The 22692-nt window shown below is 46.4% G+C and carries 17 protein-coding genes; 8 read left to right on the top strand and 9 right to left on the bottom strand.

Features of this window, described 5'->3' with window-relative positions; translation table 11 throughout:
- Positions 1-175 precede the first annotated feature (175 nt).
- On the bottom strand, positions 176-1471 hold the full coding sequence (hmgA, locus tag TW77_RS07100; RefSeq protein ID WP_046004281.1) for a homogentisate 1,2-dioxygenase: 1296 nt from the start codon (positions 1469-1471) through the stop codon (positions 176-178).
- A 127-nt stretch (positions 1472-1598) separates the two neighbouring features.
- On the opposite strand from hmgA, the gene TW77_RS07095 reads away from it, so the two are divergent.
- On the top strand, positions 1599-2030 hold the full coding sequence (locus TW77_RS07095; RefSeq protein WP_046004280.1) for a MarR family winged helix-turn-helix transcriptional regulator: 432 nt from the start codon (positions 1599-1601) through the stop codon (positions 2028-2030).
- 94 nt (positions 2031-2124) lie between these two features.
- Here the strand turns inward: TW77_RS07095 and TW77_RS07090 are convergent, their stop codons facing one another.
- Both TW77_RS07090 and TW77_RS07085 read right to left on the bottom strand, forming a co-directional pair.
- Positions 2125-5274, bottom strand: coding sequence for a TonB-dependent receptor (locus TW77_RS07090; RefSeq protein WP_046004279.1), 3150 nt, complete (start codon positions 5272-5274; stop codon positions 2125-2127).
- Positions 5275-5321: 47 nt separating this feature from the next.
- Complete coding sequence (locus TW77_RS07085; protein WP_046004278.1) at positions 5322-6161, bottom strand: S1/P1 nuclease; 840 nt, start codon at positions 6159-6161, stop codon at positions 5322-5324.
- 425 nt (positions 6162-6586) lie between these two features.
- Between TW77_RS07085 and TW77_RS07080 the strand changes: the two genes are divergently transcribed.
- Together TW77_RS07080 and TW77_RS07075 are read left to right on the top strand one after the other, a co-directional pair.
- Complete coding sequence (locus tag TW77_RS07080) at positions 6587-7279, top strand: phosphate/phosphite/phosphonate ABC transporter substrate-binding protein (protein ID WP_240479468.1); 693 nt, start codon at positions 6587-6589, stop codon at positions 7277-7279.
- The gene (locus TW77_RS07075; protein ID WP_046004277.1) at positions 7269-8189 is read left to right on the top strand and encodes a hypothetical protein; all 921 of its coding nucleotides are present in this window, start codon (positions 7269-7271) and stop codon (positions 8187-8189) included. The genes TW77_RS07080 and TW77_RS07075 overlap by 11 nt, the downstream gene beginning before the upstream one ends.
- Before the next feature lie 45 nt (positions 8190-8234).
- On the opposite strand, the gene ushA is transcribed toward TW77_RS07075, so the two are convergent.
- Both ushA and TW77_RS07065 read right to left on the bottom strand, forming a co-directional pair.
- Positions 8235-9836 carry a bifunctional UDP-sugar hydrolase/5'-nucleotidase UshA gene (gene ushA, locus TW77_RS07070; RefSeq protein ID WP_046004276.1) on the bottom strand — a complete coding sequence of 534 codons (1602 nt, stop codon included), beginning with the start codon at positions 9834-9836 and terminating at the stop codon, positions 8235-8237.
- Positions 9837-9905: 69 nt separating this feature from the next.
- Positions 9906-10091 carry a hypothetical protein gene (locus TW77_RS07065; protein ID WP_046004275.1) on the bottom strand — a complete coding sequence of 62 codons (186 nt, stop codon included), beginning with the start codon at positions 10089-10091 and terminating at the stop codon, positions 9906-9908.
- A 293-nt stretch (positions 10092-10384) separates the two neighbouring features.
- Between TW77_RS07065 and TW77_RS07060 the strand changes: the two genes are divergently transcribed.
- Both TW77_RS07060 and TW77_RS07055 read left to right on the top strand, forming a co-directional pair.
- The gene (locus TW77_RS07060; protein ID WP_046004274.1) at positions 10385-13261 is read left to right on the top strand and encodes an insulinase family protein; all 2877 of its coding nucleotides are present in this window, start codon (positions 10385-10387) and stop codon (positions 13259-13261) included.
- Positions 13262-13313: 52 nt separating this feature from the next.
- Positions 13314-13832: a GNAT family N-acetyltransferase gene (locus TW77_RS07055; protein WP_046004273.1), complete on the top strand. Its 519-nt coding sequence runs from the start codon at positions 13314-13316 to the stop codon at positions 13830-13832.
- A 3-nt stretch (positions 13833-13835) separates the two neighbouring features.
- On the opposite strand, the gene TW77_RS07050 is transcribed toward TW77_RS07055, so the two are convergent.
- The 4 genes from TW77_RS07050 to TW77_RS07035 are packed head-to-tail and all read right to left on the bottom strand — an operon-like array spanning position 13836 to position 18145.
- Complete coding sequence (locus tag TW77_RS07050) at positions 13836-14423, bottom strand: PqiC family protein (RefSeq protein ID WP_052713090.1); 588 nt, start codon at positions 14421-14423, stop codon at positions 13836-13838.
- The gene (pqiB, locus tag TW77_RS07045) at positions 14423-16081 is read right to left on the bottom strand and encodes an intermembrane transport protein PqiB (RefSeq protein WP_046004272.1); all 1659 of its coding nucleotides are present in this window, start codon (positions 16079-16081) and stop codon (positions 14423-14425) included. Before pqiB ends, TW77_RS07050 begins: the two co-directional genes overlap by 1 nt.
- The gene (locus tag TW77_RS07040; RefSeq protein WP_046004271.1) at positions 16074-17282 is read right to left on the bottom strand and encodes a paraquat-inducible protein A; all 1209 of its coding nucleotides are present in this window, start codon (positions 17280-17282) and stop codon (positions 16074-16076) included. The genes pqiB and TW77_RS07040 overlap by 8 nt, the downstream gene beginning before the upstream one ends.
- Positions 17283-17341: 59 nt before the next feature.
- On the bottom strand, positions 17342-18145 hold the full coding sequence (locus TW77_RS07035) for an acyl-CoA thioesterase (RefSeq protein WP_046004270.1): 804 nt from the start codon (positions 18143-18145) through the stop codon (positions 17342-17344).
- Positions 18146-18339: 194 nt separating this feature from the next.
- On the opposite strand from TW77_RS07035, the gene dnaK reads away from it, so the two are divergent.
- The 3 genes from dnaK (at position 18340) to TW77_RS07020 (ending at position 22534) form a co-directional block, all read left to right on the top strand.
- A complete protein-coding gene (dnaK, locus tag TW77_RS07030; RefSeq protein WP_342626724.1) occupies positions 18340-20283 on the top strand; it encodes a molecular chaperone DnaK in 1944 nt (647 codons plus the stop codon).
- A 225-nt stretch (positions 20284-20508) separates the two neighbouring features.
- Positions 20509-21639, top strand: a complete 1131-nt coding sequence (gene dnaJ, locus TW77_RS07025) for a molecular chaperone DnaJ (protein ID WP_046004268.1) — start codon at positions 20509-20511, stop codon at positions 21637-21639.
- Positions 21640-22075: 436 nt separating this feature from the next.
- Positions 22076-22534 carry an aminoacyl-tRNA deacylase gene (locus TW77_RS07020; protein WP_046004267.1) on the top strand — a complete coding sequence of 153 codons (459 nt, stop codon included), beginning with the start codon at positions 22076-22078 and terminating at the stop codon, positions 22532-22534.
- Positions 22535-22692 lie beyond the last annotated feature (158 nt).

The raw sequence follows: 22692 nt of genomic DNA, 5'->3' as shown, positions 1-22692 counted from the left end.
TATTTAGTTGTTCTAAATGAGAAATTTTTAACGCCGTTAGCGTCATATTTGCTCCGTCAAATTGAACAGGTATTAAGTGAAATTGGTATTAGTAGTTTCGTATTCGAGGTGAATTAGACACGATGAAAAGCGGGCATATCAGCCCGCTTTGTGTTCTGTGTCCGTTATCTATTAATTAGGCACCTTTGTAATACTTTTTGATGCCTTTCCAGCAATCCAGATAATTTGGCTGGCGCTCTTTGCCTTCTAGGGCATACTTGGTCGGAGAAATGACATAACGCGATTCGAACATAAAGGCCAATGTATTTTCATAACGTTGTGGCTCTAATTCCGCGTTCGATGCCTTTTCAAATACGTCTGCTTCAGGACCATGTGGCGACATGCAGTTATGTAAACTCATACCGCCAGGTACAAAACCATGCTCCTTCGCATCGTAAACCCCTTCTATCAGACCCATAAACTCGCTCATGATGTTGCGGTGGTAGTAAGGTGGGCGGAATGTATCTTCTGCAACCATCCAGCGTGGCGGGAAGATAACAAAGTCAACGTTGGCAACACCTGGTGTACCGGACGGCGAAGTCAGTACCGTGAAAATCGATGGATCCGGGTGATCAAAGCTCACTGTATTCATCACATTGAAACGGGCCAGATCGTATTTATAAGGAGCGCTGTTACCTGTCCAGGCAACCACATCGAGTGGAGAATGTCCGATATCACAACGGAACAAATTACCGTTGAATTTGGCAACCAGTTCAAAATCGCCTTCCAGATCTTCAAACGCTGCAACCGGGTAAAGAAAATCGCGTTCGTTGGTATAGCCATTTGCACCAACTGGGCCGCGCTCAGGAAGAATGTAAGGGTTACCATAGTTTTCGCAAATGTAACCTCGTACCTGCTCGCTCAGTAACTCGACGCGGAACTTAATACCACGCGGGATCACCGCGATTTCGCCAGGTTTAATGGCCAGCTTACCGCACTCAGTGTGTAGCACCAATTCACCCATCTGAGGAACAAATAGTAGTTCACCGTCAGCATTGTAGAAGTAACGGCCTTCCATTGAGGCATTCGCAACATAGACGTGGATCCCGATACCGGCCTGACCGTTGGCGCTACCATTTGCGGCCATAGTGACCAGACCATCGATAAAGTCAGTCTTTTCAGCGGGTACTTCTACCGGGTTCCAGCGCAGCATAGTGGGCGGGGTAGGTACTTCAGTGATAGGTGCTGTACGTAGCAGACCATTGTCCATTGCCTGGTAATCACCCTGTACCACCGACGGACGGATACGGTAAAACCAGTTTCTGCGATTCTCAGCGCGCGGAGCCGTGAAAGCCGTTGTGTTGTATTGCTCCGCGTATAGGTCATATTTTACTTTTTGTGGTGAAAACTGGCCGACGGGTAGGGCGCCAGGCAGGGCTTCGGTTTCAAATTCATTACCAAAACCACTCATGTACTCGAATTCTGCACTCATTTTGCATAGACTCCGTTGATGTTTTTTGTAAAGATACTCTCATGTGAGAGTATTTTCAATCTTTGACTCATATTTATGTGTAAATTTTTATATACAGAAATGAAGCTGGTGTACCCGGAGCTTGATAATGGCGTTTGATATTAATGAATTTCTTCCCTACCGCATGGTGAGACTGGCGAATGCCATGAGTGAGGCCTTTTCTGAGGTGTATGAGCGCGCCGGGCTGACCATACCTCAGTGGCGAGTGTTGGTACATCTGGCTCAGCATCCGGGGGCAACCGCCAAGCAGTTGTGTGACCTGGCGAGCATGGATAAATCAACCGTGTCACGGGCCATCAAACAACTACAGCAACAGGACATGCTGGTTGCTAAGCAAAGTGAGACCGATAAGCGGGCGACTGAAATGTCATTAACGTTACAAGGGAAGGCTTTGTACGAAGCGCTAACGCCGCAGGCGCTTGACTGGGAAAGTAAGCTGCTGAGTGAGCTAAATACCGATGAGAAGCAAGCGTTGCTGGCGATGATGCAAAAACTGGAAGGTCACTTTCTTTCTAGATAGTTCATTGCTTACAGCCTTGATTAATCACAGTGTCAGAATAAAAAAGGTCAACCGAAGTTGACCTTTGAGATTATCTAATTACGTGTTTTAGATATTAGAAAGTGTACTTAACGCCTACACGCATTTCCCAAAGAGACGCATCTTTTTGGATTGTTGGTGCGATAGCGCCATCGTTGAAGTTAGAGTAAACGTACTTGCCGTCAACCAGCTTAGCGTCAACAACACGGTTACCTACGAAGCCGCCTTTGTACATTGTGCCCCAGTCATCGTTAAGTAGGTTTGTCAGGTTATCAATGACGAAGAATACTTCACCTTTGTGACCTTCCATGAAACCAGGTAGTTCCTGAGTCACTTTGAAGTCAACTTTAGTCATCCACTTAGCGTTCTGTGAGTTACGGCTAAGAATAGTGCCACGCTCCAGACCTTCAGCAGCGATGAAGTCGTTGAACTCTTTCAGCTCTTCAGCAGTCATGTCGTACTCAACGTTAGGATCGTTTTCCATTGGAACGTACAGCAGCTGTCGACCGTCAGATGAGTTGCTATCGCCCCAGATGCCATCACTTTCGTTGAATGTGAAGCTGTACGGCTGGCCTTCACTGATTTGGCCGAATAAGTTGAACTTAGTCGCGTAACCATCGAAGAACTCGTGCTTGTAGCCTAACTGCAGCGTAAAGCGGTGTGGTACTTCATAATCAGAAGTTGCCAGCTCTGGGCTCCAAGGGTTAGTTAGCGCGATGTTGCCATAGTTAGAAGACGCCGTTGAGCTAGTCATTGGTGTAATGTCTTTAGCGTCTGTGTAAGCATACGACAGGGTGAAGTTAATACCGTTTTCGTAGCGTTTTGCAACAGACAATGACATTACGTGTGACTCACCATCTGGACCTGAAACGTTTGTCAGTAAATAGTCACGTCCGCGAGGGTTTTTAGGGTCACGTTCAACCATGATAGGACGGCCATCGAAGGTTGTTTCGTCAGAAAGCTTGTAACCAATGTGACGGACGATTGCTGAGTCTTGCTTCTCAGTGTACAACCAGTCAGCACTGATGACGTATTCGTTTTCTGTAGTATACGTTGCACCTAGAGAAATCTTCCATTCAGAAGGAATTTTGAAGTTAGGCGCAGTTGCGTCTACAGAACCTTTGCCGTCTTCAACTTTTGTTGCAGCAACTTTGTCGAATAGCTCTTTAGGTACGTCAAAACCAGGTGTACCGCCGTCAAAATTAGTCATTTCGTTGGCGAATAAGTCGTAATAGCCGATGCCTTTTTTATCGTCTTTTTTGTGGCTGGTAAATACCTGTGTTGCACCATCACTAGAGTATGAGTTTGACAACCAAACATTCGGGTTACCACCAGAGTACAGGCCGATACCACCACGTACTTCTAGTGCATCATCAACATACCAGTTGAAACCTACACGCGGCTGTACAAGGTCAACACCATCCATGTTAGTGGTGTTAGAGAAGCCGTAAATGCTTTCGTAATGTGCATTTGGAGTTGGTGTGTCGTCACTGGTATATCTGTCGTAACGAAGACCATAAGTTAACGTAGCATCGATATCAGAGAAGCTATACTCGTCCTGAATGTAGAATGTGTGCTGCTGGTAAGAGAAGTTAGCCGCTACATCATTCGGATCATTGGTGGTTGCAGCGTTGTTATAGTAAACCTGCTGAGCCAAGCCATTTTCGAAGTTTTCGATAGAGTCGAAACGGAACTCGCCCTGTACATGCTGCATGAACAAGTTGAATACGTTTAGATCTTCATACTCATAACCTGCAGTAATAGTGTGTTGGTCAAGGTAGTATGTACCTGCCAGTTTTACCGTGAAGTTATCCCAGTCAAGGTCATTCGCCTGACGAGAGTCATCTGGACCGATGTAGACTTTACCACCATCAGCAGCAGTTACCTGGAACTCACCAAAACCACTTGCTGCATCCAGTGACTGTTGACGTGCATCAAGGTCTGCTTTACCAACACGGATTTCAGTTGAGAACTCATCATTCCAGTCAGAATAGATTGAAGTCACGATTGAGGTAAACTCTGCGCCACGCTCATAGAAGTGGTTGCTCAGAGACAGCTCACGACTACCAGAATCAGACTGAGAAAGTGCAAAACCATCATTGTAGTTGTAAACAATGTTTGCACGGTGAGAGTCATTGATGTTCCAGTCAAGTTTTACAAGTAGCTTTTCATCTTCAACTGGCATGCTAGGTACCATAGTACCTGGGTCGTAGTTATAGACATTTTTAGTGATGTCGATAATACGGTTCAAGTCAGCTTGGCTAACAGTTGAGCCAAGTGGGTCGTAGCTAAACTGCTGAACACCTTCAAGCTTTTCATAAGAGGTGAATAGGAAAAGCTTATCTTTTAGGATTGGCAAACCAACGTTGAAACCATAACGTTTCTCATCGTAATCGCCATTATCGTATTCTCTGTCTTTAGACTTATCACCTTTCATTGAATCACTGGTGTAGTCGTAGAATACGCCGCCGTGGATTTCATTAGAACCAGTCTTAGTTACGGCATTGATGTTACAAGACGTGAAACCACCGTATTGAACGTCGAAAGGTGCAAGTTCAACAGCAACCTGTTCGATTGAGTCAAACGAGAATGGTGCGCGAATTGTTGGGTAACCATTTGCGTTAAGACCGAAGTTGTCGTTCATGCGAACGCCGTCTAGTGTCAACGCGTTAAAGCGAGGGTTACCACCACCACACTGGATAGCACCGCGGCTTTCATCAACGTATACACGTGGATCTGCACGAACGATGTCTTTCAGGTCGCGGTTGATAGCTGGTGCTTCTTGTAAGTCTTCAAGTGTAAAAGTTGCTGCAGGACCTGTGCCACCAGCCATTTGGCTGATAGGGCGTCCAGTAACAACGATTTGCTCCATGCTTGATTGCGGCTGAAGTTGTACGTTTACAGGGTAGTCTGAGCCCAGAGAAAGATAAACGTTTTCCAGCAGCTGATCTTCATATTTGTTTGAATCAACGATAATTTGGTAAGGACCACCAACGCGCAGACCCTTGGCACTGAAGTAACCCGCATCGTTTACACTTGTGACTTTAGTTGAGCCAGTTGGTAAGTGCATGATCGTGATAGTTGTACCTACGGCAGGGTTGCCGTTAGGGCCAACGATCTGACCTTTTACAGATGAAGATGTTTCGTTAGCGAATGCAGCACCACTAGCACCAATGCCTGCAATAACTGCAAGCGATAGAGCCGTTTTGCGTAGTTGCGTTTTCATTATGTTGTTTCCCGTGTTATAGGTTTATTAAATAATCATCCCCAAGATCACTTGGCTGCTTTTAAAGCAGTGTCAAGTGGCCTTGAATTTTTGTCAAAAATTTGGTTTAGCAATCCTGCCAGTCTAATCCCACCATGAAGTAGTCGAGATTTAACAACAGGGGTGTACCTGTAAATATACCCCCAACTGATGTCAGTTTCATTGCTGTCATAAATCTTTTCAGCTACTTGATTAGATTCCAAAAGCCAGTCGGCAGGGCGGCTGTTTAACATTTGTGCGATCTTCTGTTTGTCGCGGGTAAGGATAAAGTCACTGAGCTCGCGATAGGATAAAGACTGGTGCTCAATGAGTTTTGTATCGAATACGGAATGCAAGTTAGTCTCTTCGTTAAAGAAAGAGACTTTAATTAAATTACCACCGCGGTCTTCGCTGCGCCCTGCGTGAAATGGTTGATGAGCGTCGCCGACCAAATGAACCAGGAACTTTAAAGCAAACAGCTTGTCTTCTTTGATGGCTTTGGGGTTTTGTAATGTAGAAACTGAATAGTTAATTCCGTCCAGGATGTGTGACACCTGATGTTTGTGTTCAACAGCGTGATTATCGTGCTGTGCCATTTTGCTGGGATCTTCGATATTGATGTAGTGCCACTTGCCAGATTGTTTTTTCCAGAAGTCTTCAGGGCTGGATCGCATCTCGTCTGCCCAGGTAGACACTTCGGCCAGTGAATCTTCAGCTAACAGGGCTTTTACTGCTTTTTCTGCAGCCGGGGTGAGGTGTTGTTGGGCTATCTCACCAACCACTCTGTGACCGTTCATACCCCAGGACCAGGCGCTGGTGCTTATAAGCAGTGCAGACAACGCCAAACCCTTTAAAGAAGCTCGTAACATCAAAATCTCTCATTACCCAAACTGGGTATTGTTTACACGTTTGGAATGCGGCCAATTGTCCGGATTTTTCAGAAAAAGAAAAGGACTCAATGAGATTCATAATTTCTTATTAATAAAGTAGTAAAAACATTGGCTTATAAGTTTTTAGTAAGCTTACCTATTGCAATAAGTAAGAAAAATTGATCTAATATAGGGGCGCGCAACCTAAGAAATACGATGTTTTGAAAAATAATCACTCTCTAAGCAATAAAACAACTATTGTTACAGTTTTGTTTCTCTCAGTCTGGTGCTGTTGGTTACTTGCCAGTAACCTCACTGGTAAGCCTGTTGGCGAACTGCCAAAGCTGGTCGAAAGTAGTGTTTCCTGTAAGACACGTTCAACCAGTAATATGGCTGTTTTTAGGGTTCATGTTCCGGTCGAGCCCTTGGCTCGCAGACTCGCGCCTGCATTGTGCGGCGACGATGTGGTCGCAAAGCAGTACGGGCAAGTGGAAGTGCGTTATAGTGGTGAGTTAGCTGAACAAATCGACTATATCGCAAAGGGACTCGCTGATCTGACATTGTCGAAAGATAATGTCATGGCAGCGCTAAAAGCTCAGTCAACCTACAACTACATGCCAGTCGTGGGCTATCCGACCTATACCGCCTTTTTTATCTCAACTCGCGAAAAGCCAAGATTAGACAAAGCCTATTTTTTGGATAAAAAAATAGGCCTGCTGGATTATCCCACTAGTCGCTCTGGCCACATCATACCCAAGCAAATGTTTAAACGGCTTGACTTAGATATGCGTGTACTGGATATCCAATACGTCAGCTCTCATCAGGTGCTTAGAGAAAAACTCTCATCCGGTGAGCTGGATATCATTGCTACGTATTGGCAAGAGAGTGATGAAAGTCGCTTCTCGGCCAATTATATAACCCCTATTGGTGAAAACATCAGCGGCAGTCGCTGGTATATGAAAATGGACGTAGACAATACAGATCTGGCTTGCGCGTTACAGCAGCAATTGCAGCAAGTCGCAAAAAATAATGGCTCAAGTTATTTCGATGAACTTGATTTGTACTGGCAATGTAATGAATTACCAGTTTATTTTCTTGGAGAAACAGATGAGTCGTAAAACGGGTATACTTGCATTTATTGTTTACAGTATCATTTTCTTGCTCATTTTTACCATTGCGCATGAGCAGGCGATCCGACATACCATTGCACAAGATTTGGACAGCATTAAACTCAGAGTCGCGCTGGATAAAAATCGTCTTCCCATTGCTGACCCTGTCCTGAATTACGCTGGGGACGCGACACGCGTTCAGGCATATATAGATCTGCTAAACGACAATTTGCAGAAGAAGACCAGCAGGATCCGAATTGTTAATATCGCCACCAGTAATGGAGACATCTCGGCGGACCAGCTGCTGTTATCCGGCCCGGAGGGCGCAACAGTAATAGGCTATCGGGCTAATACCAGCCACAATCAATGGCTGTATATCATCCCCTTATTAATTGCTTTGCTAAACCTGGCATTTTATAAATCGGTTTCCAGAAAAAGAGAGCAGGCAAAACGACAAACTGCCACAACAACGGCCACAAAGCCTCAACCTCAGCACTTGGTTATTGATCTGTACTCCAAAACATTGTGCCTGAGTCGTGATAAAACTTGTCAGGTTCAGCTGGCGAACAAACCATTGTGTTTCTATCTCGCTTTACTCGAGTTTTGCTTGCAAAATCCACAAGTCTCATTGAATCAAAATAAAGACGTGCCCGAGGAGTTACTGGATATTGCTGACAAATATTTTCATCGCTTAGTTGCACTCGGCCACACCATCAGAAAGCGCCCCAACTTCTCCAATAGTTTGGAGAAGACGCTGAGCGAGATCCGCGCAGCTCTGGATGAACTGCTGACACATCAGCCCGACTTGAAAATCAAGCTCTATCCCCCAAAAGCGCATGGTGAAGGGTCACGCTCTAAGTTGCACAGCTATGGGCTAAAAGCACTGGGTGTGGATGACGTTGAAGTAATAGGGAAGTAAAGACAGTGGCGGTGCATACCTTGTGTACCGCCACTGAGAAAGTGTTTACAGTGCTGATCGCTTGATAGGTGAGTGTCGTTCAATGTAGTCTTTGAGAACCTGAGCATCTGTACTATCGGTTGCTGTGAAACCGGGTAAATCCGTTAATACCGGGTAACCGTCTCCGCCTGCCGCATTGTAACTATTAATACTCATGCGATAGGTTTTACCCGGCTCAACAGGCTTGCCCTGAATTTTCAGGTTAGTTAACTTGTCTCCCTGAATATCGAACTCAATACCGTGATACTGCAAGTAAGCGCCTGAATCCGGCGGGAAACGACTTACCACAGACAGGTAGTCAATCAGCTGCTCACCACGCCAATCGATATAGGTAATGCGATTTCTGAAAGGATGCACTTTCAGAATATCCTTGTAGCTCACTTCACCTGCCTTAATACTGGCACGGATCCCGCCACCACTGATAAGGCCAAAGTCGGCGCCAACCGCGGCCATTTGCGCTTTGATCACTAAGTCACCCAGCGGACTTTGTTTGAAACGCACCGTGTTTCTGCGGCCATCCAAAAAGGCATCTACTTCGCCAACAGCACCTGAAATTTTGCTTTCACCGGCTTTTTGATAAGGCGCGAGGAAGGCCTTTATTTGAGGGTCATGTTCGATATAGTTGGTTGCCCATTGCCCTTGCTCATCTTTGAGGTTTACTGGCAATAATTCATAGCTTTGTAGCGTTTTTTTGCCTTGTGAAATCTCAAAAACGGCCTTTCCTACGTATTTGCCCCACTCATGTGCCTGCATGATCCAGATGCCGTTTTGCTGATCTGGTTGACAGGCTTTGCCAGGCACATATGCACTGTCTTCTGCGCCGTTTTCATCAATACATACCGGCTCCTGTGAGTGACCTCCGATGATCATATCTAGTGTGCCGGCCGGGACATTACGCGCAAGCGTGACATCACCTGGTGCGTTAATACCGTAGGCGGCATCATGATAATGGCCCATGTGAGTGACTGCGATTGTTACGTCCGGGCTATATTTCGCTTTGATCTGCTCGGATAGCTGCGTCGTTACAGGGGCTGGGTCAACGAAATCCAGACCGCCGACAAACTCCGGGTTAGCGATTTTCACCGTATCAACTGTGGTCAAGCCGATGATGGCAATTTTCAGCCCTTGCTTTTCGATGACAGTATAAGGCTGATAGGCGGGCTCGCCATTGTGCTTATGTAAAATGTTGGCAGACAGCAGCGGAAAGTTGGACCAGCCAATTTGTTTATCCAGCACATCCAGCGGGTTGTCAAACTCGTGGTTGCCGATCGCCATGGCGTCATAGCCAAGCATGCTCATGCCCTTAAAATCTGGTTCAGCATGTTGCAGGTCAGATTCTGGTACGCCGGTATTGATGTCGCCTCCGGAGAGTAATACCACACTGTGGCCTTTGGCATGAGCTTGTGCTCTAAGTTTGTCCAGCAAGGTTTTCCTTGCTGCCATACCATACTCACCGTCTTCGTTGTGCCAGAAACGACCATGATGGTCATTGGTGTGCAGCACAGTCAGATAGCGGGTTGTGTTGTCGGCGGCTTGGGTTGTTGATTGTTGTGTAGAGTAGCACGCTGTCAGCGACAGCGCTAAAAGAGAAGGTATGATAAAGCGCATAAGTTTACTTCAATGGGGACGAACTATGCGCTGTAGTTTAAACTAAAAAGCCATAGTAAACCTAGCTCATTATTGAACTTTTGATTTCATTCTTGAGTCACAAACTGCGTTGTGTCTGCGGGTGAGCTCGTCTTTGGCCAGCGCCTGTTTAGCATGGCCCGTTGCGACCATCCAGTTTAAAAAGCTTGCGGGAAGTTTGCAGTAGGGTTCGCCACTGTGCAGCCCGAAATCGCAGATCGGTTGATTAATGTCCATTGTTAGCCCCTGATGATCTGTGTTTATGATTATATTTCGCCCCCAATGTTATCAAATGGATAAACATTTGTGATAAAAAATTCTTTTAAATTTTCTTCTTGTTATTACTAATGGGAATAAGAACAAGGCTGAGGAAAGATTACACGTTGATCGCAAATAGCGCAGATTGCACCGTAAGTCATTAAAATGCTTGATGGTGATTGAATTGTACCGAGGATAGATGATAGCGTTTGAGTATCTCATAGGATCCCAGATAAGCCGGGACCAGACTCATTTTTTAAGATGGAAAGTGAATGAAAAAAACAATGATAGTGGCCAGTATCACCCTGGCATTGTTATCCGGATGTACGGCAACTCAATACGGAGCTGGTCAGTCAGCGACGGTTGCTGAAACATCTTCGCTCGTGGTGAGCCCGAATGATAACCGACAATATAAAACACTGACTTTATCAAATGGCATAGAGGTTATTCTTGTCTCAGATCCTGAAGTTGAGAAATCAGCGGCTGCGTTAAGTGTGGGAGTAGGTTTGCTTCACGACCCGATGTCGCAACAGGGCATGGCGCACTATCTGGAGCACATGCTGTTTTTAGGAACGGAGCGCTTTCCTGATACTCAGGGTTACAAAGACTTTATGAGCCGTAATGGTGGCTCACATAATGCTTATACCTGGTTAGATATCACTAACTACATGTTCAAAGTAAACAATCAGGCATACGATGAGGCGTTGGATCGCTTTTCCGACTTCTTTAAGGCACCCAAGCTCTACCCCGAATACACAGAAAAAGAGAAGAGTGCGGTGAATGCGGAATGGTCGATGCGCCGTGAGCTAGATTTTTTCGGTCAGTATAAATTGTCGCGCAGTATGATGGGCACACACCCAGCCAATCGGTTTTTGATAGGTAATCTGGAAACCCTGGGCGACAAACCTGGCAGCAACTTACACCAGGAAACCGTCGCTTTTTACAATAAGTATTACTCTTCGAACATCATGAAGCTGGCGATGATATCCAATTTACCGCTATCCGAAATGGTTGAAAAGGCACAGCGACACTTTGCTTCGATAGAAAATAAAGAAATCGATAAGCCTGAGGTTGATGCTGCGTTAGACTTTTCGAAATTGGGCAAGAAGCGTATCCATTACGTGCCGAATGAAGACGTGAAAACATTGAAGCTGGACTTCACGATTACCAACAATCGCGACGAATTTGCGTTTAAGCCGAACTATTTTGTCACTTACCTGCTGAGTAACGAAATGCAGGGCAGTCCGGCACAAGTCCTCAAACAGAAAGGCTGGATCTCTGAGCTAACGGGCAGTGCATCGCCGGATCTGTACGGCAACTATGGTACCTTGTCGGTCGATATCCAACTGACAGATCTGGGCATGCAGCATCGTGAACAGGCGGTTGCTATCGTGATGCAATATATTCGGCTGATCAAAGAGCAGGGGATCGACGCTAAGTACTTTAAAGAGATAAAAACCGCACTTGCCAACCAGTTTCGTTTCTTAGAGCGTGGTGATGAATTTGGTTACGTATCAAGTCTTGCAGACAGCATGCAAAAGTATCCGCTAAATAATGCGATTAACGCGCCATATTATTTTGCTGATTTTAACGAGCAAGCAGTCAAAGATGTACTGGCGCAATTAAATCCCGAGCGTCTGCGTGTCTGGTATATCAGCAAGCAAGAGCCACACGATCAGCAACTGCACTTTTATGACGGTCGCTATAAGGTCTCGGACATTCCACAACAAGAAATTGCGTCCTGGCAGGCAGAGCCCGCCCCTCAGTTGGCGCTACCTAGTGTGAACCGCTTGCTACCGGAGCAGTTTGATATCGTCACTCAAGGCGAGGCATCCAAAACGGTTAACAAGATTTATCAGGATAATTCGGTGGCCGTTTGGCAAAAAACCAGTGATAAATACAGCGAGCAACCCAAGGGGCGCCTGCAAGTTCATATTAATTCTCCGCTTACTTTAGACAGTGTGCAGGTCCAGGTTGCTGCAGCACTTTGGGCAGATCTATACGCGATAGACAAAGCCAAGTTGCAAACGGAAGCCGGGGTTGCGGGCATGGGAATGCGTATGAGTGTGAATAACGGTTTGTTACTGACTTTATCAGGGTTTACAGACAAGCAGGGGGTACTGCTGTCTCAGTCGTTAGAAGGCTTGAAAGTACAACCCACGGCAAAGCAGTTAGAGCAAGCCATTGATCGTTTTGTTCGTGATATTCAGAATCAACGCCAGCAGTTTCCTTTTTATCAGGCATTTGGCCGTTACCAATCTTTGGTGCGCTCCGGTAACTTTGATGAAGAAGTACAGATTGAAGCCGCCACTAAAATGACCCTGGATAGCTTCCTGGAAGCTCAAAATGCGCTATTAAATCATCATACAGTCCGTATTTTTGGTTATGGTAACTACAACAAGGACTTCCTTGCAGAAGTTGTAAAAAAGGTAAAAGGCACGCTTAACAAGCCGGCAGAGCATAATGACTACGTGAGAGCGCACTTTTTGCAGCCACAGGCTAAACAAACACTGGTGTGGCAACAGGACAGTGAAACGGCGGATGTCTCGATTGTTGATATGTTTGTGCACCCACAGCCCGGATATCCGCAAAAAGCGGCGGCGCTGATCTTAAAGTCTCATCTGAGTAGCCACTTGTTTAATGCACTGCGCACGGAAGAGCAACTCGCCTACGCGGTTGGGGCAGTCGCTCAGAGTATTGATGAACACTCTGCATTAGGGTTTTATATTCAGACGCCGGTGTTAGATGTGCAGTCAATGCAGGCAAGATTTGACCGCTATCGTCAGGAGTATGCCCAGGCACTCGAAGCACTCGATGAAGAGACCTTTACACAACTCAAGCAGGCTGCTTTGTTGTCTCTTAAGGAAGTACCTAAAAATCTGGCAGAAGAGTCTCAGCCTATTTTGAGCGACTGGTATCGCGATAACTTAGCGTTTGATTCGAAAGCCAAGCTGATTGTTGCAACAGAGCAAGTAACACTGGCGGATATTCAGTCTTATTATCAGCAGAGTATGCTTAATGCCGATGCTGCCAGGTTGAATGTACAGATCCGGGGTAAGAAGTTTGCCGACAAGCCCTTTGCTACTTTGGAAAATGAAGTAAAAATCAATTCGATGACGGAGCTTTATAAAAAAGCGCGTTTTGAGTAAATGACTGCTATTTTGTGGGGCAAATTGCCCCACTTTTTAAGGATGTATTCATATGTCTGATATCATAACGCATACAGAGCGATTGATTATCCGCAGGGCACAAATCACAGACGCTGAGTTTATCTACGAGTTGCTCAACCAACAAAGCTTCATAGACAATATTGCTGACAAGCAGATCCGAACTTTAGCTGACGCCCGAAAGTACATAGAAAGTGCGTTTTTCACGCCTTATGACTCACGCGCGCCGAGCCCTTATATTGTGACTCTGAATGACGGTACGGCCATTGGCATTTGTGGCCTGTATCAGCGTCCTTATCTGGCTTTTCCCGATTTGGGTTATGCATTTCTGGACAGGTATTGCGCGAGAGGCTACGCCTTTGAAGCGGCAGACGCATTGCTCAGGTTTGTACACCAATGTGGCAAGTATAAGGCGCTGGGAGCGATCACAGCCCCTAACAACCTGGCCAGCAATAAGTTGCTGAACAAGTTGAGCTTTGTATTAGTCGGCACGCTTGAGTTGGCGCCAGACATGGGACCGACCAACCTGTATGTAAATATGCTCCGGGATTAGTATTTACTGGGCCAGTTCTGTATGTAGTTGGCCCATTAACTTATTCCAGTTTATCTGATGGGCCGATACCAGCGCATTGAAACCATCTTGTGAGAGTGCTGATTCAAACTCAAAGTGTTTGACCTGGCGTAATTCGTTACCGTTTTCTGTGATTTGATACAAGTGCCAGGCGCCCTTCAAAATGGCCCCTTGCTGATAGTGACCTGCCAGATCTGACACTTCAATAAGCAATCTGTAGTCGCCAGGTTTGATATCGCTGGCATGGGCTGAGAGCACCGGGGAGAAGCCTGCATTATTTAGGGAACTCAGTGTTTCTTTGGTCAACAGTAACTTGGGGTGCTCTGCCCAGTAATGGTAATTGGCAATGTGCACCTTATGTTGTGTTACATATTGGATAAGCGCCTGCTGATCAGCAACGCCTATGATATTTACCTGATCGACATAGACCCGATGAGTATTCTTTTCGGCTGCATCACTGGTTTGGCTTGAGGTGACAGGCGCTGAGCCAAATCGGTAGTACTGGTACTGGGCCGGTTCCGAGCCGGCGCATCCTGCCAAAATGATAACCAATAAACCAATCACAGCCTTCATTAGCGTTGCTTCCTGGGTTCTGGATCTGCCTGTATTTCTTTGTCGAACAACAACATGTTAGGTTGCTCGTTCAGCCCTTTTGAAACGGGTTTGAGTGAATTGCTCAGGCTCTCCAGCTCTTGCAATGTATCTGTGAGCTGCTCGACCATACCGGAGCCTTTTTGATAGTTGTTCAGCGTTTTCTCAAATTGCTTCAGACTCGCTGTGAGTTGCGCCAGCGTTCCTTGTAGTTGTGTTAAATTCTTTTCCACTTTTTCTGATACTTTCGTTGTGTTGAAACTATTTACCAGTGCCTGCGTTTCGGCTGCTAATGCACTAAACGCCTGCATTGTTCTTTGTGCCTCGACGAGCGAGCTGTCCAGCGGCAGCTTGTTGAGTTTGTTCAACAAGGCCATAACTTGCTCAGATAAGGCCGTAAACCCGCTCGGAACACTTGGTAATACCGGATACTCGAAATTCATACCTAAACTGGTCTGAGGGGTTGAGTTGTAAAAATCAAGTTCTATATATACCGCACCTGTTAAAATATTACCACTTTTTAGTGATGCTCTTAGGCCATTTTTAACCCATTGTTCTATATTTTCCTGCCAGTATTGCTTGGCTTTCGCATCAACTTCATAAATGCGGCCATACTCGATTTTGATTAGCACCGGGATCGAGGTGTTACCCTGCTGAAAGTAGAGTGGCTGTCCATTGCGCTCTAACCTGGCTGGCACTTGCTCGACTGTGCCGACTCTCATACCCCGGTATTCAACTGGCGCGCCTGGCTTAAGGCCCCGGATAGATTGTTCAAATTCTACCAAGTAGTGATCAAATAAATCAAAACGCCGTTCCAGCGCAACGGCAAAATTTTGGTGTAGCGTAAAGGGTTTATCTTCTGCTGCGGGTTCACCGGCACTTTGGCCCGGTGGATAATCGACAGAGATCCCGCCTTTAATCATTTTTGCGAGCGATCCCGTGTTGACGTTAATCCCCTCGCTGGTCAGAGACAATTCGACCCCTGAGTTGATCCAAAAAATGGCATTGTGGGTGATGAGCTTGTCATAAGGAGAGTGGATAAAAATACCATATTCCATCTTTAACGAGTCGGTATTGAACACCGCACTTTCTATCTGGCCAACGTGATAGTTGCGAAAAAAGATCCCCGTACCGACATCTAACACTTCTCCACTGGTGGAGCTAAGCTGATAGCGCAGGCCTTCTATATCGGTAGAGATCAGCGCGGGTTGTTCCTGAAGCGTGTAAAGGCTTGTTCGCTGTTTGCTCTCCCCTGGCAATAATTCAATATAAACGCCCGATAACAGCGTGTTCAATCCACTGATCCCCGACTGATCAATGCGCGGCTTCACTATCCAAAATTTGGCGTCTTGCGTCAGTAAGTTATCATAGTGTTTTTCTATACGGACTGTGGCTACTACGGCTTTTTGTTCTACTTGCAGGCGCAACTCTTCGACTATGCCGATTTTAACGCTGCGGACTCTAATTTCTGTTTTACCAGCGATAACGCCGTCGGCATTTTTCATTTTAATGTAGATTTGGTGGCCCTTGTTTTGCTGATGCTGATATAGCATCCAGCCGGTAATTAGAACGGCAAGTAGGGGCACGATCCAGATTACGGAAAGCCTGGGCTTGGGCTCGATATGCGCTTCTTTATTCATATTTTTTTAGAGAGTCCCAAAGTAAACGAGGGTCAAAATTGTTCACAGCAAAGATTTGACAAATGACCATGGCGGTAAAAAAGACGATACCCGGCTGTGGCTCTACGCTCAGTACAGTACCAAGCTGTACGAGAGAAACCAAGAGGATCACGACGAAAACGTCGATCATTGACCATTTACCGACCGCTTCAAGGGCGCGGTAAAACTTAGCGGTCACTTTTGGATTAACCGGATGCCTCACACGATACAGCAAATAAAACAGCGTACCGGCTTTTAACAGAGGAATGCAGATACTGGCAATAAAAATCACGATTGCGATGGGATAGGAGCCATTTTGCCATAGCACCTCTACGCCACTGTAAATGGTGGCCGGGGTGTGTAGCCCCAGGTTAATGGTATCCATGATTGGAAAAGACAGGGCAGGTACCATAAACACTAAAGAAGTGAGCATCCAGGCTGCGCTGCGCGCGACAGAGTTATTTTTACGGTAACGTAATTTGGCCAGACAGCGCGGGCAGTGCTCACTGCGACTGATCTGCTGACACACATGACATTGCTTTAGGTTTTGGGTGCTGGCGCGTTTGGCACAGTGTTCGATAGTCGGGGTAAAATGCGCTTGCTGTAGTTGCCACAACTGATGTTGACTCAGCAAAGACAGGGTTTCGATAAAACACAGTACGAATAAAATATAAGCCCAAAAGCCAAGGCCGACTTCGATTTCGGCGAAGGTGGTTAGCTTAAACGCACTGATCAGCACGGCGACCAGAAAAATATCGGCCAGGTTGAGGGGCCTCAGCGCCATGATAAACTTGGCGACTGCCCGGGCATTGTGCGGGTTTAATTTTTGCCACACCGGCGTATGCACCAGTAAAATAAGGGCACTGGCTAACAGGGGTAATATCAGGATACTGGTACTCAATAACGCGGCCAAAAACACACTATAGTGTTCGGCAAGTTGCATAATGGCAGCCATTAAACTGATGGTTTGTTTCAGACCGTGCTGTGAGTAAGAAATAAAGTGCGGTTGTAGGCTCAGCAATAAAAAAATAATAGACGAAAGGCTAAATGCGGCTATCCACTGGCTATAATTGCGCACAGTGGTAGCCAGCACATTGCCACAATGGGGACAAACAGCGCGTTGCTGCTCGCCCAAATCTTGAATGGATACTAAATAATCACAATGCTGACAGGCAACTATCACTGTTTGAATATACCTAAACTTACTCCTGCCACATAGTGTGAGTGACTAAAGCGTTTTAATCAACTGTCAAATACAGCGACCGTTTGTCTGCTCAGTGCCAGCAGCTTACCATCTTGTGAGAAGAGCTTGGCATCTTCAATGGCATAACCATGCTCAGCCTGGTGTGTCACCGCCTCCATAGCAAACCACTCATCACCCGCTAATGCAATATCATCTAAAAACTCGATGTACCAAGACATACTGCTGGCGGGCGTCGGTCCTTTACACAATTGCAGCAAAGTAGGGGGCCAGGCATCGGCCAGTGCAAGTAGATGTAGCACAGAGAGGTTTGGCTTGGCTGGCGCCTTGAACTTCATCCAGCCGCCTAGGTTACTAGAGCTTGCCGCGCTAAACGGCAGAGCGCCTTGTTGCAGATTAAGGTCTATGTGCTGGATAAAGGCAGGCATTACTCCGTCTATATACGGTAGCGTTTGCTTGTCATTGAGCTCTGTTAAGGTACAGGTATCGTCAGCGCGCACTGTGATTGCCGATGTACGAGGTTTACCAAAACAAGCCAGTGCAACAAGGCAGGGCTGGCCATTTTGAGTAATGGTGGTTTGCATTTGAGTGGCATTTTTACCCGATCTGAGCAGCTGCGTGCTGAGTTCAAATGACTCGTCGCTCAACAGCGGGCCGACAAAGTTACAGCTGAAAGAAAGCAGGCGCCTGTCTTGCTCTGTGAGTTGATGCAACATGCTTTGCAGCATCAGGGCCGCAGAAAGGCCACCAAACACCGTTCTGCCCTGACCCCAGCTGGCTGGTAGCGAAAGTTCGGCCTGTGTGTTTTGCAAGACAGGCAGAGAAATAAGTTGATCAAATGTCATCGCGTTTACTTTTGGTTCGTTTTTAGAGTTACTTATCTGGTCATACCACGATAAAAATGTCAAATGCCGTTTTTTTGATGAAAAAAACGGCATAGCGAAAAAATTTCAAAAAAAATCACTTTTTTTTTGTTGTGACGCTTGAATTACAAATTGCCGCCCCTATTTATCAAGTCATCTAACAGAACAACGAATTTTTGAAGTCGGAGAAGATTCACATGGGTAAAATTATTGGAATCGATTTAGGTACTACTAACTCTTGTGTAGCGGTACTTGATGGTGATAAGACACGCGTTATCGAAAACGCTGAAGGGGATCGTACAACGCCATCGGTTATTGCATTTACCGAAGAGGGCGAAACGCTAGTAGGTCAACCGGCAAAACGTCAGGCTGTGACTAACCCTCAGAACACACTGTATGCAATCAAACGTTTGATCGGTCGTCGTTTTGAAGACGAAGAAGTACAGCGCGATATCGGCATCATGCCATTTCAAATTGTTAAAGCAGACAATGGCGATGCCTGGGTTGAAGTACGTGGCGAAAAGCGTGCAGCACCTCAGATTTCTGCTGAAGTGCTGAAGAAAATGAAAAAGACTGCCGAGGATTTCCTGGGCGAAGAAGTAACAGAAGCGGTAATCACTGTTCCTGCTTACTTCAACGATTCACAGCGTCAGGCAACAAAAGATGCCGGTCGTATTGCTGGTCTTGATGTAAAACGTATCATCAACGAACCAACAGCTGCGGCACTTGCCTACGGTATGGACAAAAAACAAGGCGACAACGTTGTTGCAGTATATGACTTGGGTGGTGGTACATTCGATATCTCAATCATCGAGATTGATGAAGTTGAAGGTGAGCACACATTCGAAGTACTTGCGACTAACGGTGACACGCACTTAGGTGGTGAAGATTTCGATAACCGCGTAATCAACTACCTGGTTGCTGAGTTCAAGAAAGATCAGGGCATTGACCTGAAAACCGATCCGCTGGCAATGCAGCGTGTGAAAGAAGCAGCTGAAAAAGCGAAAATCGAGCTTTCATCTGCACAGCAAACTGAGGTGAACCTGCCTTATGTTACTGCTGACGCAACAGGTCCTAAGCACATGAACGTGAAGTTGACGCGTGCAAAACTTGAGTCTCTGGTTGAAGACCTGGTTGCACAGTCTATCGAGCCGCTAAAGCGTGCCCTGGCTGATGCAGATCTGTCTGTAAGCGACGTAAATGACATCATCCTGGTGGGTGGTCAAACACGTATGCCTCTGGTACAGAAGAAAGTTGCTGAGTTCTTTGGTAAAGAGCCTCGTAAAGACGTTAACCCTGATGAAGCGGTAGCCGTTGGTGCTGCGGTTCAAGGTGGTGTACTTGCTGGTGACGTAAAAGACGTACTACTGCTAGACGTTTGTCCTCTGTCTCTGGGTATTGAGACTATGGGTCAAGTGATGACTGCGCTTATTGAGAAAAATACGACTATCCCTACTAAGAAGTCGCAAACTTTCTCAACAGCAGAAGACAACCAGTCTGCGGTAACGATTCATGTTCTACAGGGTGAGCGTAAGCGTTCAAGCGACAATAAGTCTCTTGGCCAGTTTAACCTGGAAGGTATTCGTCCTGCACAGCGCGGCGTACCACAAATCGAAGTAACGTTTGACGTTGACGCGGATGGCATCTTGCATGTATCTGCGAAAGACAAAGACACAGGTAAAGAGCAGAAGATCACGATTCAGGCGTCTTCAGGTTTGAGCGACGATGAAATCGAAAACATGGTTCGTGATGCAGAAGCGAATGCTGAAGAAGACAAGAAGTTCGAAGAGCTGGTAGGCGCTCGTAACCAGGCTGATGCTTTGGTTCATGCTACTCGCAAGCAAATTGAAGAAGCCGGCGACGACCTGCCAGCTGACGACAAGACAGCAATCGAAGCGGCACTGTCTGAGTTGGAAACAGCGATTAAAGGCGAAAGCAAAGAAGAAATCGATGCTAAGACCCAGGCACTTGCAGAAAAATCTCAGAAGCTAATGGAAATTGCTCAGGCGAAAGCGCAGGCGCAACAACAAGCTGGCGGTGACGCAGGTGCACAGCAAGCAAACAAAGCTGACGACGATGTAGTAGATGCCGAGTTTGAAGAAGTAAAAGACGACAAGTAATTGTTGACTTGTAAGCGCACACAGGCCTAGCCTGAGGTGCTAAACAGGGCCTGTTTATCCTTCAAGTTCTCGCGAATGGCAAAGGTAAGCAGGCTCTGACGTATTTAAATTAGAGCGGATAAGTGGAAGAACAGAGGCACTAAGCCTCATCTGTGGCACAATTAAACACCTATTCGCCAGGCGGTCATCATAGTGGCTGATCGCTCAGTAAGATGTGTGAGAACTATGTCAAAACAAGACTATTACGACGTTCTTGGGGTATCAAAAGACGCCGGTGAACGTGAGATTAAAAAGGCCTATAAACGCCTTGCAATGAAGTATCACCCAGACAGAACGGCGGGCGATGCTGAGCTGGAAGCAAAATTTAAGGAAGTAAAAGAAGCCTACGAAGTCTTAACTGATAGTCAAAAACGCCAGATGTATGATCAATACGGCCATGCTGCCTTTGAACAAAACGGTGGTGCAGGCCATGGTGGATTTGGCGGCGGTGCTGATTTTGGTGACATTTTCGGGGACGTATTCGGTGATATTTTTGGAGGCGGCAGACGTCAGTCACGCCAACAGCGCGGAGCAGACTTGCGCTACAGCCTGGATCTGAGCCTGGAAGATGCGGTACGAGGCAAAGAAGTCGAGATCCAGGTTCCGACCTGGGTATCTTGTAAGCCTTGTGATGGCAGCGGTGCAAAGTCTGGTTCTAAGCCCAAGACCTGTTCTACCTGTCACGGTGCAGGCCAGGTGCAAATGCGTCAGGGTTTCTTCGCGGTGCAACAAACCTGTCCTACCTGTCAGGGTAGCGGCCAGGTTATCTCTGACCCCTGTGATAGTTGCCATGGTCAGGGTCGCGTTGAGAAGACCAAAACTCTGTCTGTTAAAATCCCTGCTGGCGTTGATACCGGTGATCGTATCAGATTGTCAGGAGAGGGCGAAGCGGGTATGCACGGTGCGCCAGCTGGTGATCTGTATGTTCAGGTGAGCGTGAGAGAGCACCCGATTTTTGTCCGTGATGGTAATAACCTATACTGCGAAGTACCTATCAGCTACACCACAGCAGCGTTAGGCGGGGAAATTGAAGTACCGACGCTTGATGGCAGGGCAAACCTCAAAGTGCCTTCTGAAAGCCAGACAGGAAAAATGTTCAGAATGCGCGGTAAAGGCGTGAAATCTGTGCGCAGCGGTGCTGTTGGTGACTTGATCTGTAAAGTCGTGATCGAAACACCGGTTAATCTGAACGACAGACAGAAAGAGCTACTGAAAGAGCTTGAAGAGAGCATGGGCAGCGACGCTGGCAAAAATCGTCCAAAAGCGCAGGGTTTCTTTGACGGTGTTAAAAAGTTCTTTGATGACCTGACTAAGTAAGTACGCGTTTAACGTGTTTTCAGCTTATTTTTAAGAAAAACAAACGGCGCTTAACGGCGCCGTTTTCTCTCAGTTTAATAGCATGAGATGATCCATATCCCCAGTGCATTTACATGCCAGCACTGTTCGACTGTGCCCTGTTAAAAGAAGTCCATCGGTACAGCCCAATCGTTTGCACTTGGACGTACAGGCCACACTGCTTTCCCAAAAGTAATACTCATTAGTCAAAAAAGATAATGCCACGTAGCTAACCGCACAAACGGCTGCGATACGAACAAGGTGCTTGCTCATAACGACTCCCCGGCGCAATAATACTGTGCGTGTAGAGGTAATTAGACTTTAGTCTAGTTTGACGTTTTGTCTACCCTAAATTGGGGTTATTCTCTATGACACCCCATTGAATTTTTTAAGACAGCCAGATACAGGACGACAAGGTATGACACCCGCTATCCAACTACTCAATAAGCACAAAGCAGGCTTCGACATACTCAAATTTGACCACGACCCGGGCATCACAGATTTTGCTCAGGAGGCGACTGAAGCGTTGGCCCTGGCGCCGCAACAAGTGTTTAAAACTTTGGTGATAAGCGTTGATGGCCGACTCGTTGTAGCCGTTACACCCTCTACTCAACTGGTTGATTTAAAAGCTTTTGCTAAGAGTTGCAAAGGAAAAAAGGCGCAGCTTGCAACGCAGCAGCAGGCTGAAAATGCAACGGGTTATCAGTTAGGTGGGATCAGCCCGTTTGCACACAAAAAACGCTTACCCGTGATGCTGCACAGTTCCGCACTCAATTATGAGGTCATCTATGTCAGCGGCGGTCGGCGCGGTCTGGAGTTAGCGCTCAGCCCGGATACGATTAAAGCACTGTGTTTAGCTCAGGTTGCTGATTTTTAGCGCTTCTGTTGTTTATCCAATCTGTGCCCGTGCAACGGCGGGCAACGAAAATTTTCTCTTCGACACTTTTTTAGTATAAAAATCACTCAAAATTTTAAGTTCAGCGAACACCTGTAAGCTATTAATTATTTAGAAATTTTTTAAACAACTCAGACCTT

The organism is Pseudoalteromonas rubra (assembly GCF_000967655.1).
Taxonomy (GTDB): Bacteria; Pseudomonadota; Gammaproteobacteria; order Enterobacterales; family Alteromonadaceae; genus Pseudoalteromonas; species Pseudoalteromonas rubra_A.
The sequence above is the reverse complement of the archived record's forward strand: the minus strand, read 5'-3'. Positions and strand labels throughout refer to the sequence as shown.

Excerpts from the sequence above, each read along its gene's own strand:
- hmgA (WP_046004281.1), bottom strand. The coding sequence starts at position 1,471 with ATGAGTGCAGAATTCGAGTACATGAGTGGTTTTGGTAATGAATTTGAA.
- TW77_RS07095 (WP_046004280.1), top strand. The coding sequence starts at position 1,599 with ATGGCGTTTGATATTAATGAATTTCTTCCCTACCGCATGGTGAGACTG.
- TW77_RS07090 (WP_046004279.1), bottom strand. The coding sequence starts at position 5,274 with ATGAAAACGCAACTACGCAAAACGGCTCTATCGCTTGCAGTTATTGCA.
- TW77_RS07085 (WP_046004278.1), bottom strand. The coding sequence starts at position 6,161 with ATGTTACGAGCTTCTTTAAAGGGTTTGGCGTTGTCTGCACTGCTTATA.
- TW77_RS07075 (WP_046004277.1), top strand. The coding sequence starts at position 7,269 with ATGAGTCGTAAAACGGGTATACTTGCATTTATTGTTTACAGTATCATT.
- ushA (WP_046004276.1), bottom strand. The coding sequence starts at position 9,836 with ATGCGCTTTATCATACCTTCTCTTTTAGCGCTGTCGCTGACAGCGTGC.
- TW77_RS07065 (WP_046004275.1), bottom strand. The coding sequence starts at position 10,091 with ATGGACATTAATCAACCGATCTGCGATTTCGGGCTGCACAGTGGCGAA.
- TW77_RS07060 (WP_046004274.1), top strand. The coding sequence starts at position 10,385 with ATGAAAAAAACAATGATAGTGGCCAGTATCACCCTGGCATTGTTATCC.
- TW77_RS07055 (WP_046004273.1), top strand. The coding sequence starts at position 13,314 with ATGTCTGATATCATAACGCATACAGAGCGATTGATTATCCGCAGGGCA.
- TW77_RS07050 (WP_052713090.1), bottom strand. The coding sequence starts at position 14,423 with ATGAAGGCTGTGATTGGTTTATTGGTTATCATTTTGGCAGGATGCGCC.
- pqiB (WP_046004272.1), bottom strand. The coding sequence starts at position 16,081 with ATGAATAAAGAAGCGCATATCGAGCCCAAGCCCAGGCTTTCCGTAATC.
- TW77_RS07035 (WP_046004270.1), bottom strand. The coding sequence starts at position 18,145 with ATGACATTTGATCAACTTATTTCTCTGCCTGTCTTGCAAAACACACAG.
- dnaJ (WP_046004268.1), top strand. The coding sequence starts at position 20,509 with ATGTCAAAACAAGACTATTACGACGTTCTTGGGGTATCAAAAGACGCC.
- TW77_RS07020 (WP_046004267.1), top strand. The coding sequence starts at position 22,076 with ATGACACCCGCTATCCAACTACTCAATAAGCACAAAGCAGGCTTCGAC.